Below are 17,532 nucleotides of genomic sequence, written 5' to 3' on the forward strand. Positions count from 1 at the left end.
CCTGTGTCCCCAATGTTCTTCAAGCGTAGTGTTCGACGGATTCGAGCGACGCGGCCGCGAAGCCGTCCTCGGTAAACAGATGAGAGGCGGTACGCGGCACCCGCAGGTTCGCGCGATCGCCCGGAGCGAGGCGCGTGTTGCCCGGCGCCTTGGCGATCAGCACGGCCCCGCCGGGTTGATCGAGGTGCACGTAGCTGTGTTCGCCAAGCTGCTCGACGAGCGATACGGTGCGCGCGAGCACGCCGTCTTGCGACGCGGCCGATGCATCGACGAACTCCAGATGCTCGGGACGCACGCCAAGCGTGACCGGCTGCGCTGACTGCAAGCCCGCGCTGCTGACCGGCACGCGCACGTTCTCGCCGGTGTGATCGAGCGTGACGAGCACGCCTTGCGCATCGAGCGAGGCCACCCTGCCCGGCAGGAAATTCATTCGCGGGGAGCCGATAAAGCCGGCCACGAAGCGGCTTTTCGGGCGGTGATACAACTCGAGCGGCGCGCCGATCTGCGCGATGCTGCCGTAGCGCTCGGTGTCTTTGCCCGAATGCAGCAGCACGATCTTGTCGGCGAGCGTCATCGCTTCGATCTGATCGTGCGTCACGTAGACCACGCTCGCCTTCGCGAACTGCTTATGCAGGCGTGCGATCTCGACGCGCGTTTGTCCGCGCAAGGTTGCATCGAGATTGGACAGCGGTTCGTCGAACAGAAACACGCCGGGCTCGCGCACGATCGCGCGGCCGATCGCGACGCGCTGCCGCTGCCCGCCCGACAGCGCCTTCGGCTTGCGTTCGAGCAGTGCCTCGAGTTGCAGGATGCGCGCAGCTTCACGCACCTTGCGCTCGATTTCATCCTTCGGGGTCTTCGCTAGTTTCAGGCCGAACGCCATGTTCTCGAACACGCTCATGTGCGGAAACAGCGCATAGCTCTGGAACACCATCGCGACGCCGCGTTGCGCGGCCGGCACGTCGTTGACGATCTTCCCGCCGATCGACAGGTCGCCGTCGGTTACATCCTCCAGTCCGGCGATCATGCGCAGCAGCGTGGACTTGCCGCAGCCCGACGGGCCGAGAAACACGCAGAACTCGTTTTCGCCGATGTCCAGATCGACGTTGCGAATCACTGGCGCACCGTCGCCATACGCCTTCTGCACGCCTCGTAACGAAATGCTCGCCATTGCATCGACTCCGTGATTTAATCGGCGCGAAGTCGGAGATTAAGCGCTTAATCAGCGCGACCGAAAAATCGATCGCAAGGCGATCGTTGGGTCTGTCTCCGATATCGTTTTGTACTTGGTTCGAGGGCAGATGTTGCCGCGCCTCGCGGCGCGATGCAAATGCCGGACAGCCATCCCAAATACTGACCTTACCATGCCTACACTCAGCGGAGTCGCGCGTCATGCCGGCGTTACGCCAGCCACGGTGTCCAACGTGCTGCGCAATCGCGGCCGCGTCGGCGAAACGACCCGGCAACGCGTGCTCGATGCAGTCGCGACGCTCGGCTATCGCCCGCATCTTGCCGCCCGCGCGCTTGCCGAAGGCCGCGCGCCGACGCTTGCGCTGATGGTGTCGAGCATCGCGAATCCGTTCTATCCGGAGTTCGCGCTCGCGGTCGAACGCGCCGCGCGCGCGAGCGGCCACTTCGTGATCATCTGCAATACGAACGAGGATCCGCTGACTGGCCGCGCGTATCTCGACCAGATCGCCGGCACCTTGTCCGAAGGTGTGCTCGTGACCAACGCGAACCTCGATTTCGCCGATCTGCACAAGACCGAAGCGCGCGGCACGCCGGTCGTGCTGTGCATGTGGGAGCGGCCCAGCGAGCCGCCCGGGTTGCCGTGCGTCGCGGTCGATTTCCGGCTGGCCGGCAAACTGGCCGCCGAGCACCTGCTCGAACTCGGGCATCGGCGCATTGGTGCGATCGTCGGCAGCAAGGCCTCGGGTATTCACGCGACGCGCTACGAAGGTTTCGTCGACGCATTGCGCGCAGCCGGCGTGACGAAGAACCGCGTGCGGCACGGCCTCGACACGATCCACGGCGGCTACATTGCGGCGCGCGCGCTGCTCGAAGCCGATCCGCAACTAAGCGCGATCTTCGTGACCAACGACCTGCCCGCGCTCGGCGCAATGCACGCGGCGGCGGACCTCGGCCTGCGCGTGCCGCACGATCTGTCGGTGATCGGCATCACCGACATCCAGCTCGCGCGCGAGTCGCGTCCCGCGCTGACGACGGTGGCGGTACCGACGGTCGAGGTCGCAGGACTTGCAGTGGAACTGCTGCGCGAACTGATCGAGACGTCGTACGGACAAGCCGGACGCGCCGTCGGGGATGTGCCGGTGCACGTGCCGATGCGGATTTCGTCCGAGCCCAAACTGGTCGTGCGCGCATCGACGGCCGCGCCCCGCTCGCGTTGATGTGGCAGTAGCCGCCGCGACGCAACGTTGCGGCCGACGAGGTTCGGCCATCAACTCGCGTGACGCGGCACGCGCGCACCGACCGCCAACGCAATGCAGGCCAATACCGCGGACACCGCCGCGAACGCGACGTTCGCCCACAAATGCCCGACCCGGGTCGACAGCAGCGCTATGCCGACCGCCGGCAACGAGTTGCCGGTGTAACAGCACAGCAGATACGCCGATAGCAATTCGGCGCGTTGGTCCGCGGGCGCGATCCGGTTGACCTCCTGCAGACTGCCGCGAAACCCGAGCGCGGCTGCGATGCCACACAACGCCGTCGCCGCGCTCAGCACTACGATCGACGCGGCGACCTGCGCCCACAGCAGCAACGCCAGACTCGGCGGCAACAGCCACAGACCGGCGAACATCGCGGTGCGGGCGGCGAGTTTCGAGGTGACCATTACCGTGATCGTGCTCGCGGCGAACAGTTCGGCGACGAGCGCCCCGCTCAGCGCGGGACTGTGCAGATGCATGCTGTTCGCGATCAGATTGGGCAACAGCGCCGCGAAAAAGCCGAGCAGCGCGAAGGTCGCGAATGCGGTGACGGCAGGCACGACGAATGCCACGCGCAATCGCGCGGGTACGCCGATGCGTGGCGCGAACGACACCTGTGCAAACGTCCGGGCACGCTCCTGCACGGTTTCGCATGCGAGCGCCGCCAACGCCGCGGTGACCAGAAGCGCCAACAGATAAACAACGAACACCGTGTGCAACGGCCAGGGCGCGAATTGCGCGAGCAGTCCGGTCAGCAGCGGCCCGACTCCGAGCCCGGCCAGATTGACCGCCGCGGCAAGACGGCTGGCGGGCGCCTTATCGGCGCCGGCGTGCAATTCCGCGATCCACGCGGTCGCCGTGGCGGCACCCACGCCGATCGCAAGTCCGCTTGCCGCTCGGGCGACGAACAGCCACGTCGCATGCGTGGCGAATAGAAAGCACATCGTGCTCACGATCGCGGCTGCCAGCACCAGCAGAGTGACCGATCGACGGCCGGCCTGGTCGGATACGCGGCCGAATAAAAACAACGCGCCGAGATTGCCGATCACGTAGGTCGCGTACACGAGCGTGATCGTCAGCTCGGATAAGCCGAACCGGCGTTGATAGAGCGGATAAAGCGGCGTGACCATCGTGCTGCCCGCGTACAGAACGCCGATCACGAGCGCGGCGGCGATCAACGATTCGCGGGAGCCGAGTCGTCGCTGCCACCAATGCGAAGGCATGGGTCTCTCCGACAGGTTCACGTCCTGTCGACGCGAGCAAGTGCTGTTCCGCCGCGACCTCGCCTCTCGATTCAGCGAACACCGAAAAAGCGCCTTACGCGCCGCGAAAAGTGTTTAAAGGCCATCGTTCAGGCTTCAAATAGCTTTCAGTCGATCCAGGACTTTCCCGAAGCCCAGACGCGCTACTCCGCACCGCAACACTCGCTCAAAGCCTTACCACGCAAGGCTCACAGCCTGCACGCGGTGCGCCGCGCGGCAATTTTCCGCTTTCACATCTCCTTGACGATCGGCTGCGCGCCTGCTGTACTAAATCAACCAAAGTGATTTAGGCGATCTCCTTCGGATCACATCGAATCGAAGCGTCATCGCCGAACGTCGAGCCCGCAGCTTTGCAGTTTCGATCTATCAGCAGTCTCACACGTCGTTGCCAATAACCGGAGGAGCGTCTCATGAATCTGAATCCCCACAGGCGTCCTGTCGCCAGGACAATCGTGTCGATGTGCGCCGCCGCAGCAGCGCTATGGTGCGCGAGCGCGAGTCAGGCCGCCGACCAGCCCGTCATCGGCCTGATCACGAAAACCGATACGAACCCGTTCTTCGTCAAGATGCGCCAGGGCGCGGACGCGGCCGCGTCGAAAGACGGCGCCAGACTGATCACGGCCGCCGGCAAGTTCGACGGCGACAACGCGAGCCAGGTCACCGCGATCGAAAACATGATGACGGCCGGCGCGAAAGCGATCCTGATCACGCCGAGCGACACCAAGGCGATCGTGCCGAGCATCAAGAAAGCGCGCGCGGCCGGCGTGATGGTCGTCGCGCTCGATACGCCGACCGACCCGCAGGACGCGACCGACGCCCTCTTCGCGACCGACAACTTCAAGGCAGGCGTGCTGATCGGCAAATATGCGAAGGCCGCGCTGAACGGCAAGCCCGCGAAGATCGCGACGCTCGACCTCGCGCCGGGCGTGTCGGTCGGCGTGCTGCGTCACAATGGCTTCCTCGAAGGCTTCGGCGTCAAGGAAGGCGATGCGTCGATCGTCTGCAGCCAGGACACGCGCGGCGATCAGGCGAAAGGCCAGACCGCGATGGAAAACTGCCTGCAGAAGGCACCCGATATCAACGTGGTCTACACGATCAACGAACCGGCCGCGGCCGGCGCGTATCGCGCGCTGAAGGCAGCGGGCAAGGACAAGGGCGTGATGATCGTGTCGATCGACGGCGGTTGCGAAGGCGTGCGCAACGTGAAGGCCGGCGCGATCGCGGCGACCTCGCAGCAGTATCCGCTGAAGATGGCCTCGCTCGGCGTCACCGCCGGCGTCGATTACGCGAAGACCGGCAAGAAAGTCTCCGGGTATCAGGACACCGGCGTCACGCTGATCACCGATAAACCGATGTCCGGTGTCGATAGCAAGGACACGAAGTTCGGCCTCGAGAACTGCTGGGGCAAGTAACACGCATGCACAGCGGCCCGTTGCGCGTCGTAGCGGGCCGCCATCTGATTCGCCGCGTGACCTTCAGGTCACGCTCATGTACCGAGGACTGCCATCATGTCGACCCCTTCCGCGCCCGCCGGCCGCCCGCGCCCGTCTTTCTCCGAGCACCTGCCGTCGCTGTCCGAAATCGGACCGCTGATCGCGCTGGTGCTGGCCTGCGGGTTCTTTATTTCGCAGAGCAGCCGCTTTCTATCGTTTCAGAACCTGTCGCTGATCCTGCAACAGACGATGGTCGTCGCGGTCATCGCGATCGGCCAGACGCTGATCGTGCTGACCGGTGGCATCGACCTGTCCTGCGGCATGGTGATGGCCTTCGGCTCGATCATCATGACCAAGTTCGCGGTCGTGCTCGGCGTGCCGCCCATTCTCGCCATCCTGTGCGGGATCGGCGCCAGCACATTGTTCGGCTTACTGAACGGTCTGTTGATCACGCGCATCAAGTTGCCGGCGTTCATCGTCACGCTCGGTACGCTGAACATCGCGTTTGCGCTCACGCAGATCTACTCGAACGCGGAAAGCGTGTCGAACCTGCCCGACGCGATCATGTTCTTCGGCAGCACGTTCAGGCTCGGACCGGCGGAAGTCACGTACGGCACCGTGCTGACGCTGCTGATGTATCTGGCCACGTGGTTCGTGCTGCGCGACACGGTGCCCGGCCGGCATCTGTACGCGCTCGGCAACAACGCCGAGGCCGCGCGGCTGATGGGCCTGTCGTCGCAGCGGATTCTGCTGATCGTCTACACGCTCGCCGGCGCGATTTATGGCATCGCCGCGCTGCTGTCGGTAGCGCGCACCGGCGTCGGCGATCCGCAGGCCGGGCAAACCGAGAACCTCGACAGCATCACCGCGGTCGTGCTCGGCGGCACGAGTCTGTTCGGCGGACGCGGGTCGATCGTCGGCACCTTGCTCGGAGCGCTGATCGTCGGCGTGTTCCGTAACGGCCTGACGCTGATCGGCGTGTCCTCGGTCTACCAGGTCTTGATCACCGGCATCCTCGTGATTCTCGCGGTCGCCGCCGATAAACTCTCGCACCGCGGCCGTTGATCCCGCACAGGAGCCTTGTCATGCTGACCTCCACCTCCCCTTCCACGTCCGCTGCGATGCCGGTTCTGCAAGCACGCGGGCTCGTCAAACGTTATGGCAACGTGACCGCGCTCGACGGTTGCGATTTCGAAGTGCTGCCCGGCGAGATCCTCGCGGTGATCGGCGACAACGGCGCCGGCAAATCGTCGCTGATCAAGGCGCTTTCCGGTGCGACGGTGCCCGACGAAGGCGAGATTCTGCTCGACGGCAAACCAGTCAAGTTCCGCAGTCCGCTCGATGCACGCGCGCAAGGCATCGAGACCGTGTACCAGGAACTCGCGGTCGCGCCGGCGATGAGCATCGCCGAAAATCTGTTTCTCGCCCGCGAATTGCTGAAGCCAGGCTGGCGCGGCTCGCTGTTCAAGATGATCGACAAGCGCCGCATGCTCGACGAAGCGACCGCGGCCATGAAAGATCTGCAAATCGGCATCCGCTCGATGCGCCAGGCGGTCGAAACGCTGTCCGGCGGCCAGCGCCAGGGCGTCGCGGTGGCACGCAGCGCGGCGTTCGCGCGCCACGTCGTGATTCTCGACGAGCCCACCGCCGCGCTCGGCGTGAAGGAAGGCAACATGGTGCTGGAACTGATCCGGCGCGTGCGCGATCGTGGTTTGCCGGTGATCCTGATCAGCCACAACATGCCGCACGTGTTCGAGATCGCCGACCGCATCCATATTCAGCGGCTCGGCCGGCGCGCGGCGCTCGTCAATACGAAGGACGTGCACATGTCGGAAGCGGTCGCGATCATGACCGGCGCGAAGGAAGCCGACGTGAAGGCAATCGCGTGACGCGCCGCTCAACCCGCTGAGCCACGAGGCCGATACACGACGATGGATACCTCCAGCCCGCGTTCGCCGGTCAAACGCACGGTCGGCTCGAATCAGGTCGGCATGCGGCAATTCAACGAGCGGATCGTGCTGCAAACGATCCGCTTGCATGGCCCCCTGCCGAAGGCCGAGGTCGGCCGGCTCACGCGTCTTTCGATGCAGACGGTGTCGATGATCGCCGATCGGTTGATCGCCGACGGCCTGCTCGAAAAACAGGCGCGCGTGCGCGGCAAGATCGGCCAGCCGTCGGTGCCGATCGCGTTGTGCGCGGACGGCGCGTACACGATCGGCATCAAGGTCGGACGCCGCAGTCTCGACGTGCTCGCGATGGACTTCGCCGGGCGCATCGTGTGCCGCGACGTGTTCGAGTATGCGTATCCCGACCCGCGAACGCTGTTCCCCGCGCTCGAGAGCAAACTCGCGCGCGTGAACCAGACGCTCGGTGCGAAGGCCGGCAAAGTGGTCGGCGTCGGCGTCGCGGCGCCGTTGTGGCTCGGCGGCTGGCGTGACTTTCTCGGCGCGCCGCCCGGCGCGCTCGAAGCCTGGAACGACATCGATCTGCGCGCACGCATCGCGGCGATAACCGGCCTGCCCGTCGAGTTCGCCAAAGACACCACGGCCGCGTGCGCGGCCGAACTCGTGATGGGCCAGGGCCGCGGCATCCACAACTTCCTGTATCTGTTCGTCGGCACGTTCATCGGCGGCGGACTCGTGATCGACGGCCGTCTGCATGGCGGTCCGCACGACAACGCGGGCGCGGTCGGTTCGATCCCGCTGCGCGAAGGCAGCGCACGCAAACCCGCGCGGCAGTTGCTGCACGCGGCATCGGGCTTCGTGCTCGAACAACTGTTCAGCGACGCGGGCGCGCCGGCCGCCGCGGCGCACGATCATCGCGCACTGTCGCCCGAGTTGTGGCGGCATACCGAGCAATGGCTCGATAGCGCGTGCCCGGCGATCGCAAACGCGCTAACCAACGCGGCCGCGCTGCTCGATCTCGAAGCCGTCGTGATCGACGGCGAGTTCGACCGGCTATTGCTGCGCGAGATCATTCGACGCACCGAGCGCGTGCTCGATCGCTTCGAATGGGAAGGGATGGTGCGGCCGCAATTGCTGGAAGGCGCGATCGGCGCCGACGCCCGCGCGATGGGCGGTGCGATTCTGCCGCTATATGCGCATTTCGCACCGGTCCATGAGCTGTTTCTGAAGCCCGCGGCATCGGAGGCGGGTTTTGATGAGCGGTAAGCGGTTCAGTGCGCGGCAACCTTCGTCGCTGCTGGCGTAGATTCCGCCGGCACCGCCGTCACGGTTTTCTGAACCGGCTTATCGAGCAACGGCTGCAACGCCGGTGCCATCGACTTCAGCAACTGCACCGCCAGCGCACTCGTGAAGTCGTAACGTGCGGCATAGGGCTCGTGCACCCACGCGGTCAGCGTGCCGTAGAAGCGGTCGCCGAGCGCGAACACGAAGGTCGCGCTGCGATTCACCTTGCGCGACTCGATCAAGCGCGCGCCCTTTGCATACACGTTCAAGCGCTGATCGCCGGTGCCGGTCTTGCCATAGACTTCGAGCGTTTCGCCGTTCGGGAACGTCATGCCTTGCGCGAGGCGCCTCGCGGTACCGCCCGTCACGACATCACGCAACAGCATCCGCACCTCGCTCGCGATCTCCGGCGACACCTGCTGCTGCGGCGCGACCACCGCGCGCCTGAAATGCGTTTCGTACGGCGTATCCTTCGCGAAGTCGATTTGCGTCAGCGTTTCGGTCGGCACCTTGTTGCCGCCGTTCGCGATCACGCCGATCAGTTGCGCGAGCGCCGCCGGACGATCGCCCGACGCGCCGATCGCCGCCGCATACGACGGCGTCAGCGACGCGAACGGATAGCCGAGCGCCTGCCACGATTTGCCGATCGCGTCGAACGCGCGCAGTTCGACCATGCGCTTGATGCGGCGATCCTGAGTTGCGTGATAGCGCGTCTTGAAGAGCCACGAGTAAGTGGACAGGCGCACGTCCTGGCTCGCGGTTTCGATCTGCGCGAGCGTCGCATCGGGATGCTTGCGCAGATAATTCAGCGTCCACAGTTCGAGCGGATGCACGCTGGAGATATACCCGCGGTCGTTCAGGTTGAAACGGTTGATGCCGTACTTGTCGTACAGATTCGCGAGGTCTTCGTCGTCGAGCATCGAAGCCGACGGCGTGTTCTTCAGCGCCGCGTACATCATCTTGTTGAACCACGCGTTCGACTGATCCGGCGCGACGCTGCGCAAAGCGGTCGCCACTTTCGGCGGCGATTTGCGCACGCCGAGCAGCAACAGCGTGATCTGCTGATCGGGCGTCTTGCCGTGGTACTTCGTGTAGAAACGCTTCATGTACACGCGGCTTTCCTGATCGGCGAAACGCGTCAGATACATCTTGCGGGTCGCCGTGTCGCCGAGCCATTCCGACGACGGCCCGGTGGTCTGCACCATTTCATAGTGAACGATATCGCGCATCAGACGCACGAACACGAGGTTCACCGAATGCTGGAACGCACGATGCACGGTCAGGATGCGGCTGTTGTCGTCGGACTCGAAGTTCGTGAAGGTCTGCGCGCCACCGCCCGTATAGAACGTTTCGCCGGGGCTCGCCGAGTATTTACGCTCGACGGCGGCGTCGAGCATCGGCCGCAGCGAATGGTCGCGCGCGTGCAGCAGATAGTCGATCGCCCAGCGCGTCAGCCGATCGTTCGGATCGGGCGTGATCGCTTTCAGCTCGACATTGCTCAGCGAGGCGTAGCGGGTGTGCAGATCGGTGACGATCTGCAGATACGTGATGACGGTGCGTAGGTTTTGCGGTCGAGCCGAGGTTCAGGCGCGCGCCCGAATTGATGTCGAACGGCTGGTTCACGCTATCGGTCTGCACGCGCACGAGGTTCGCATCGCCGTGCCGCTCGAACAGTGTGAAGCTGTAGGCGATATGCGACGGGTCGTCCGACCCGCGCAGCATTTCGTAGCCGACGAGACCCGCGGCCTTCGCGCCGTCTTTGGTCGCGGCGGCGGCGAGGCGCTCGGCAACGGCCTGTTGCACGTCGTTGTTCAGCGTGCCTGTCGCCTGCACGTCGAGGCGGTCCAGTTCATAGAAACTGCGCACGCCGAGCGCGGCGAGCAGATGCGAGCGCATCGACGTCACGGCCTTGCGCGATACGAACGAGCCGAGATCCGGTGTGGTGCGCGGTGCGCGATGCAGTTCGACGTGCGCCGCGAGCGCCGCGTCGCGCAACTGCGCGGTGATCACGCCGCCACTCGCGAGCAGCCGCAGATAGCTGTCGGTCAGCCGTTCGAGTTCCGGGATAGCCGCGCTGCAGGAAAAACGACGGCGCGCGCTGCGCGATCATCAGCGACAGCACTTCGCGAAACGCCAAGCCCTGGTCGGGCAGATTCGCGTCGGTCGACGGCGCCTTCAGCAGACGGTTGGTCTCGCGGAAATCGCGCCCATACCAGGCGGCGAGACCATCGCCGATCCCGTTGATTTCGCCGACGCCGGGCTGCGCGGCGAGCGGCACCGAGTTCAGATAGTGCACGACGATCTGTTCGCGCGCGGGCAGCGTTTGCGGTCCGTTCAGATAGGCGCGCACCGACGCCGACGCGATTTGCCGCAGCTTTTCTGGCGGCGTCGCGGTGCGGCCGCCCGCCGAATGACGGAATTTCTCGATCTGCGTCGCGAGCGTGCTGCCGCCCGGCGTCTGTTGATGACGATTGAAAACGCGTGCGCCCTGGTCGGCGAGCGCGCGGCTGAAGCGCCGCCAGTCGATCGCAGGATTGCGGTTCGGCTGATTCGGATCGAGCAGATAGCGGTCTTCGATGAACAGCAGCGAGTTCACGACGAGCGGCGGAATCGCGTCGAAGCTGTCGTACACGCGGCCCGGAAACTGAGCGCTGTAGAGCGGCACGCCAGTGCCGTCGAACAATTGCAGACCCGCCGTGTCTTTTTCGTCGTAAGGCAGGAACAGGCCGTCATCGGCCAGCGACAGCATGCGTTCTGAATCGCGCGCCTGCGAGCTGATTTCGAAGCCATGCTGCAACAGGCGCTGCTGAATGGCAGGCAACAGCGCGTAGCCGAGGCGCGCGTCGTACGGGCCTTTATCGGCTTGCGGAAAGCGGATGGAATGACTGGGACCGTCGGCGACCGAAAAACCGACGTCGCGGGTCAGCTCGGAAAGGTAGCGCGCCTGCAGCCGCGAGGTCTCGATCTCGATCTGCACGAGCCGCGCAATCAGCGCCATCGCGAGCAGGAAAAACGCTGCGAGGCCCCATTTGAGCCAACGCCAACCCCGCACGGTCACGGTGCTGGTCGCGCGAAGCGGAAACCGAAGCGGTGGCCGATTCATGGCTGCTCTCCCCGAGCGATGGCCAGGATGTCCAGCCTGGCTCAGTTCATATAAACCAGTGTAGCTCGGAACGAGAAACCGTCATCGGCTCAGATTGACGCGACAGTGTCGCGGCTACAACACCCGCTGGCGTCGAATGACAAAACGCGAACCGGCATGAGATATTGAAGGTCTTTCACACGAATACCAAACCGCCTTTTCGGGCGGTTTTGCCGTTCCTGGCGGCCGTCGCCGAAAGAAAGTCGCTTTTTGGCTGGCATTCTTACCGGCAACCACACGGGCGGCTGAGTGATCCGGTTGCGCCGCGGCTAAGTTCGCGTTTTCGTCTGCGCCCGTTGTATCTGCGCGCGCAACAGCGCGATGAACCGTTCCGCCGGCGGCGACAGCACGCCGCCCTTGCGCGTGACGATGCCGAAAGTCTGCGATGGCGATTTGAGCCTGACCGGCACGACGCGCAGCATCTTGTGCCGCACGAACGGCCCGGCAATCGCGCTCGGCAGCAGCGAAACGAGTTCGGCGCTGCTTTGCAGCAGCGCCACTGTCACGAAAGTGGAAGCCGTCGAAATCGGATTGTCGGGCATGTCGAGGCCGGCGAGATCCATCTCGCGTTCAAGCAGCGCATGCAGCGGCATATGTGACGGATACATGACCCAGCGATGCCCGGCGAGATCGCTCAACGTCATCTCGCGACGCGGCAACGGCGCATGCTGATACCCGACCACCACCGCCAACGGCTCGTCGCCGAGCGGGCGATACTGGTACTTCGACGGATCGGCCGCGACCGCCGCGCGGCCGACCACCAGATCGAGCCTGCCGTCGTCGAGCTGCGCGAGCATCCGCGCGCTGGTGTCCTCGACCACTTCGATCGACAGACCCGGTTGCGCCGCATGCAACTGGTTCAGCGCGGGCACTACGCAGTCGGGAATCGCGCCCATGATCGCGCCAAGCGCGAGCCGCCCGCCCACGCCCCGAACGTATTTCGGCGACGTCCTGACAGAGCGCGGTGAGGTCCGACGTCACGACCCGCGCATAGCGGATCACGCAATGGCCGAGCTGGTTCGGAATCATGCCGCTTTTCGAGCGCTCGAAAAGCGGCGCGTCGAGCATCGATTCGAGCTCCTGCAGCGCCTTGCTCGCCGCCGATTGCGTCATGGACATTGCGCCGGCCGCCTTGTGCAGCGATTTGTGATCGTCGAGCGCGATCAGCAGATGCAGCTGCTTCATGCGCAGCTTCGACAGCAGGACGTTGAGCGTGTCTTTCATCGGGCAGGTGAGTCGCAAAAGCGATCACGATATGGAAACAATTCAATATACCTGCGAGGCCCGGCGCCGTATAGTCGCCGCAGGAGACATTCATCCAGTTGCGCCGCTCGTTTGCGGGCTCGAGCGCAATCCTTCCATCCCAACACGGACCACATCGCCATGAGCCAAGCGTCACACTCCCCCGCCCTGCGCGGCGTCTTCCCCGTCGTACCGACGATCTTCGACGACGCCGGCCGCCTCGACCTCGAAGGCCAGAAGCGCTGCCTCGATTTCATGATCGATGCCGGCTCGAACGGCCTGTGCATTCTCGCGAACTTCTCCGAGCAGTTCGCGCTGTCCGACGACGAGCGCAGCACACTGATGCATGTCGCGCTCGAACACGTCGCGGGCCGTGTGCCGGTGATCGTCACGACCACGCACTTCAGCTCGTACCAGTGCGCGGAGCGCAGCCGCGCCGCGCAGGCCGCGGGCGCCGCGATGGTGATGGTGATGCCGCCGTATCACGGCGCGACGATCCGCATCGGCGAGCGCGGCATCCACGAGTTCTATCGCACGGTGTCCGATGCGATCCAGATTCCGATCATGATCCAGGATGCGCCGGTCAGCGGCACGCCGCTGTCCGCGCCGTTCCTCGCCCGCATGGCGCGCGAGATCGACAACGTGTCGTACTTCAAGATCGAAACGCCGCAGGCCGCCAACAAGCTGCGCGAGCTGATCGAACTGGGCGGCGACGCGATCGTCGGTCCGTGGGACGGCGAGGAAGCAATCACGCTGATGGCCGATCTCGATGCTGGCGCGACCGGCTCGATGACGGGCGGCGGTTATGCCGATGGCATCCGCCTGATCGTCGATGCCTATGCGGCCGGCGATACCGAGGCCGCCGCCGCGCACTATCAGCAGTGGCTGCCGCTGATCAACTACGAGAACCGCCAGGGCGGCCTCGCATCGTGCAAGGCGCTGATGAAGGAAGGCGGCGTGATCGGTTCGGACGCGGTGCGTCATCCGCTGCCGCAGATGCATCCGGCGACGCGCGAAGGGCTGTTGAAGATCGCGCGCCGGCTCGATCCGCTGGTGTTGCGCTGGGGTCGATAACACGCGTTGAAATGCAGCGGGGCGCCCGCCGACGTGCGGGCTTGCGCGGGCTGGACGGCGACACGCGATTGCCGCTAACCTAGGGCGTGTCCACGCGCTCGCGCCCCATGCAAAGTTTCTACGAAGCCACCGTCACTCGCTCCTCCGCCTATGCGCCGCTCAACGGTCGACGCAGTGCGCACGTCTGCATCATCGGCGGCGGACTCGCGGGACTCTCCACCGCGTTGGGACTCGCCGAGCGCGGCGTCGAAGACGTCGTCGTACTCGAAGCGCAGCAGGTCGGCTACGGCGCATCGGGACGCAATGGCGGCTTCGTGTTCGGCGGCTATAGCCTCGATTGCGCCGACCTGCTGAAGACGCTTGGGCCCGCACGCGCGCGCGAACTCTACGCGCTGACCACCGACGCGGTCGAGCTGATGCGCAAGCGCATTGCGCGCTACCGGATCGATTGCGATGCAACCGATGCCGGCGTGATCCTCGCAAACTGGTTCGACGAACCGGCACGTCTCGAAGCGCAACGGCGTCTGATGCGCGATTCGTTCGGTGTCGACTGGGAACCGATCCCTGCCGACCAACTCGCCGCGCAACTGAAAACGAGCCGCTATCACGGCGGACTGTTCGAGCGCAACGCGTTCCATTTTCATCCGCTCAAATACGTCCTCGGCGTCGCCGCGGCGGCCGCGCAAGCGGGCGTGACGATCCACGAGCGCTCGCCGGTCGTCGGCTTGCGGCGCGACGGCGCGGGCTTCGTCGTCGAGACTCAGCAAGGTGCGCTCGACGCCCGTCATGTCGTGATGGCGGGCGGCGGCTATGCGCGCAACGTGTACGCGCGCGTCGAGCGCGCGGTGCTGCCGATCGCCACCTACGTGATGGCGACCGAGCCGCTCGGCGAACGCTTGCACGATGCGATCGCGACGCGCGCCGCGGTCTACGACACCCGCTTCGCATTCGACTACTACCGGCCGCTGCCCGACACGCGCATCCTGTGGGGCGGCCGCATCTCGGTGCGTGATCGCGAGCCCGAGGCAATCGCGCGTCTGTTGCGGCAGGACTTGCTGAAGGTCTATCCGCAGCTGCGCGACGTACGCATCGAGCATGCGTGGGGCGGACTGATGAGCTACGCGCGGCACAAGATGCCGCAGATCGGCCAGAGCACGGATGGCGTCTGGTACGCGGTCGGTTTCGGCGGACACGGCATGGCGCCGACCACGGTGTCGGGCGAACTGCTGGCGGCGGCGATCTCCGGTGAACGGCCGGTGCCCGATGCATTCGCGAGCTTCGGCCTCACGCGCACGTACGGCGCGCTCGGTCTCGCGGCCGCGCAGCTCACGTACACCGCGATGCAAACACGCGACGCCCTCGCCGCGCGCCGCCGGCCCGCGCGACCGGTCGCGTAAGCGCCACCCGGGCTCCTTCGAAATACCTGCACCGATGCCCGAGACCCGCGCCAGAGGCCCATTTCGCCATGCTAGAATGCGCCGTCACTGCCGCTCGAAACCACAATGAAAAAGGGAAGCAAGGCCGCCGAGCCTGATACCAACGGCATCGTGTCCGGCGCACCACACGCCGACGCGCGACGTACCGACACCAAGCGAGCCGACGCCCGGCGTGTTGAAGGCCGGCGTGCGGACGCCCCACGCAAATACGATCCCGAGCAGACGAAGCGCAACATCCTCGACGTCGCGACCCAGGAGTTCTCCGCGATGGGACTGACGGGCGCGCGCGTCGATGCGATCGCGGAGCGCACGAACACCACCAAGCGCATGCTGTACTACTACTTCGGCAGCAAGGAAGGGTTGTACCAGGCGGTGCTGGAAAAGGTGTATGGAGACATTCGCGCGCTCGAACAGGATCTGCACATCAGCGAACTCGATCCGGTCGAAGGCATGCGCGCGCTGGTCGAATTCACGTTCGACTACCACGACCGGCAACGCGACTTCGTGCGCCTCGTGACCATCGAAAACATTCACGGCGCGAAGTACGTCGAGCAGGTCAAGACGTTCAAAGGACGCAACGTCACCGTGATTCACACGATCGAAGATCTGCTCGCGCGCGGCATCGCGGCCGGCCAGTTCCGCAGCGACATCGATCCGATCGATCTGCATCTGATGATCAGCTCGCTGTGCTTTCATCGCGTGGGCAACCGGCATACGTTCGGCACCGCGTTCGGGCGCGATCCGTCGCATCCTCGATTGCGCGCGCGGCATCGGGCGATGATCGTCGATGCGATCTTGCGGTTCGTGAAGAAGGACGACTGACGCCGGTTGCTTAGCGACCGGCTGAAAAGGAAACGGGATGTGGTGAAAGCCACATCCCGTTTTTTTTGTCGCTTCGACACCCGTCACCTGAAGCGACGTCTCAACAGGAAGCCTTAATCCGCCAGCACGATCCGCTTGATATCGCCGACGATGAAGATATACGACAGCGCGCCGATCAACGCGATGACACCGATGAACACCAGCGCACCGACGAACGAACCGGTCGCCGCGACGATCAGACCCACCACCAGCGGCGTCACGATACCCGCCAGATTCGCGGCGAAGTTGAAGATGCCGCCGGTCACGCCGAGCAGGCCCTCGGGCGCGATATCCGACACCAGCGTCCAGCCGAGCGCGGCCATACCCTGCGCGAAGAACGCCACCGACAGAATCGCGATCACGACGACGTTGCTCTCTACGTAGTTAGCGAGAATGATCGTCGACGCGAGCAGCAGACCGGCGATGATCGGCAGTTTGCGCGCGACGTTCGGCGATTTGCCGCGACGCAGCAGCCAGTCGGAGAACACACCGCCGAACATCACGCCGATCGACGCCGCAATGAACGGCATGATCGCGAAGAAGCCGATCTTCAGCCACGCCATGTGACGCTCGGTGGCGAGATACGTCGGGAACCACGTGAGGAAGAACACCAGCGTCGAATTGCCCGCGAACTGGCCGAGACAGATGCCGGTCAGCTGACGATGCTTGAGCAGCTGGCCAATCGTGCGCCATTGGAAGCCGCTCGTCTTCGATGCGGCCGTATCGGCTGCACCCGCGACATCCTTGTGGCGTTGCGTGAGACCGCCGCCCGCCTCGATATAGTCGAGTTCTTCCTGATTCGCCGACGGATGATCGCGCGGCTCGCGATACATCAGCCACCACACCACGCCAAACGCGATACCGACGCCGCCAACCACGAGGAACAGCGAGCGCCACCCGAACGCGCCCATCAGCATGAACAGGAACGGGCTGAAAAACGCGAGGCCGATATATTCGCCGACCGTGTAGGTGCCGGTCGCCATCGCACGTTCGCTTTGCGGAAACCACGTAGCGACCACGCGGCTATTGGTCGGGAAGCACGGCGCTTCCGAAACGCCAAGGCCGAGACGGAACGCGAACAGGCCGGCGATGCCACCCACGAGCCCTTGCGCGAGCGTGCACAGCGACCAGAACGTCATCGACAGGAAGTACGTGAGCTTGCTGCCGAAGCGGTCGAGAAACAGGCCGCCCGGAATCTGCGAAGCCACGTAGCTCCACGAAAACACAGAGAACAGCAGGCCCATCAGCGCGGCGTTGATGCCGAGCTCCTTCGTCAACTGCGGCGCCGCGATGCCCAGAATGGTGCGGTCGAGATAGTTGATCATCGTGCCGACTGCGAGCAGTCCGAGGATCTGATAACGGGCTCTCGAACGGCGCGCGGGGCTTGCCGTCTTGCTCTGCGCGGGCGATCCCGCGGAACTGGATTGGAACGATTGCGTCATGTCGTACT

The 17,532-nt window shown here is 64.8% G+C and carries 11 protein-coding genes and 2 pseudogenes; 8 read left to right on the forward strand and 5 right to left on the reverse strand.

Going from position 1 to position 17,532, the window contains the following annotated elements; genetic code table 11:
* Positions 1-19: 19 nt before the first annotated feature.
* Positions 20-1,171 (reverse strand): ABC transporter ATP-binding protein, encoded by a 1,152-nt coding sequence (locus QFZ94_RS05050; RefSeq protein WP_410849451.1) that lies wholly within the window; start codon positions 1,169-1,171, stop codon positions 20-22.
* A 193-nt stretch (positions 1,172-1,364) separates the two neighbouring features.
* On the opposite strand from QFZ94_RS05050, the gene QFZ94_RS05055 reads away from it, so the two are divergent.
* On the forward strand, positions 1,365-2,408 hold the full coding sequence (locus QFZ94_RS05055; protein WP_429455785.1) for a LacI family DNA-binding transcriptional regulator: 1,044 nt from the start codon (positions 1,365-1,367) through the stop codon (positions 2,406-2,408).
* Between the two features lie 50 nt (positions 2,409-2,458).
* Here the strand turns inward: QFZ94_RS05055 and QFZ94_RS05060 are convergent, their stop codons facing one another.
* Positions 2,459-3,667, reverse strand: coding sequence for an MFS transporter (locus QFZ94_RS05060; protein WP_429455786.1), 1,209 nt, complete (start codon positions 3,665-3,667; stop codon positions 2,459-2,461).
* A 449-nt stretch (positions 3,668-4,116) separates the two neighbouring features.
* On the opposite strand from QFZ94_RS05060, the gene QFZ94_RS05065 reads away from it, so the two are divergent.
* The 4 genes from QFZ94_RS05065 (at position 4,117) to QFZ94_RS05080 (ending at position 8,309) form a co-directional block, all read left to right on the forward strand.
* Positions 4,117-5,118 carry a sugar ABC transporter substrate-binding protein gene (locus tag QFZ94_RS05065; RefSeq protein WP_429455787.1) on the forward strand — a complete coding sequence of 334 codons (1,002 nt, stop codon included), beginning with the start codon at positions 4,117-4,119 and terminating at the stop codon, positions 5,116-5,118.
* A 96-nt stretch (positions 5,119-5,214) separates the two neighbouring features.
* Complete coding sequence (locus QFZ94_RS05070; RefSeq protein ID WP_368582362.1) at positions 5,215-6,204, forward strand: ABC transporter permease; 990 nt, start codon at positions 5,215-5,217, stop codon at positions 6,202-6,204.
* Positions 6,205-6,224: 20 nt separating this feature from the next.
* A complete protein-coding gene (locus QFZ94_RS05075) occupies positions 6,225-7,028 on the forward strand; it encodes an ATP-binding cassette domain-containing protein (protein ID WP_368582361.1) in 804 nt (267 codons plus the stop codon).
* Positions 7,029-7,070: 42 nt separating this feature from the next.
* Positions 7,071-8,309 (forward strand): ROK family transcriptional regulator, encoded by a 1,239-nt coding sequence (locus QFZ94_RS05080; RefSeq protein ID WP_429455788.1) that lies wholly within the window; start codon positions 7,071-7,073, stop codon positions 8,307-8,309.
* Positions 8,310-8,314: 5 nt separating this feature from the next.
* On the opposite strand, the pseudogene QFZ94_RS05085 reads toward QFZ94_RS05080, so the two are convergent.
* Both QFZ94_RS05085 and QFZ94_RS05090 read right to left on the reverse strand, forming a co-directional pair.
* Positions 8,315-11,430: pseudogene (locus tag QFZ94_RS05085) on the reverse strand (transglycosylase domain-containing protein).
* Between the two features lie 308 nt (positions 11,431-11,738).
* Positions 11,739-12,693 (reverse strand): annotated as a pseudogene (locus tag QFZ94_RS05090) (LysR family transcriptional regulator).
* A 159-nt stretch (positions 12,694-12,852) separates the two neighbouring features.
* Between QFZ94_RS05090 and QFZ94_RS05095 the strand changes: the two are divergent.
* From QFZ94_RS05095 to QFZ94_RS05105, 3 genes are all read left to right on the forward strand, one after another.
* Positions 12,853-13,785 carry a dihydrodipicolinate synthase family protein gene (locus tag QFZ94_RS05095; RefSeq protein ID WP_429455789.1) on the forward strand — a complete coding sequence of 311 codons (933 nt, stop codon included), beginning with the start codon at positions 12,853-12,855 and terminating at the stop codon, positions 13,783-13,785.
* 107 nt (positions 13,786-13,892) lie between these two features.
* Positions 13,893-15,182 (forward strand): NAD(P)/FAD-dependent oxidoreductase, encoded by a 1,290-nt coding sequence (locus tag QFZ94_RS05100; RefSeq protein WP_429455790.1) that lies wholly within the window; start codon positions 13,893-13,895, stop codon positions 15,180-15,182.
* Between the two features lie 105 nt (positions 15,183-15,287).
* Positions 15,288-16,043, forward strand: coding sequence for a TetR/AcrR family transcriptional regulator (locus tag QFZ94_RS05105; RefSeq protein WP_368582355.1), 756 nt, complete (start codon positions 15,288-15,290; stop codon positions 16,041-16,043).
* A 113-nt stretch (positions 16,044-16,156) separates the two neighbouring features.
* On the opposite strand, the gene QFZ94_RS05110 is transcribed toward QFZ94_RS05105, so the two are convergent.
* Positions 16,157-17,524 carry an MFS transporter gene (locus QFZ94_RS05110; protein ID WP_410849459.1) on the reverse strand — a complete coding sequence of 456 codons (1,368 nt, stop codon included), beginning with the start codon at positions 17,522-17,524 and terminating at the stop codon, positions 16,157-16,159.
* Positions 17,525-17,532: the final 8 nt, after the last annotated feature.

Source organism: Paraburkholderia sp. JPY465 (genome assembly GCF_050436725.1).
Taxonomy (GTDB): Bacteria; Pseudomonadota; Gammaproteobacteria; order Burkholderiales; family Burkholderiaceae; genus Paraburkholderia; species Paraburkholderia youngii.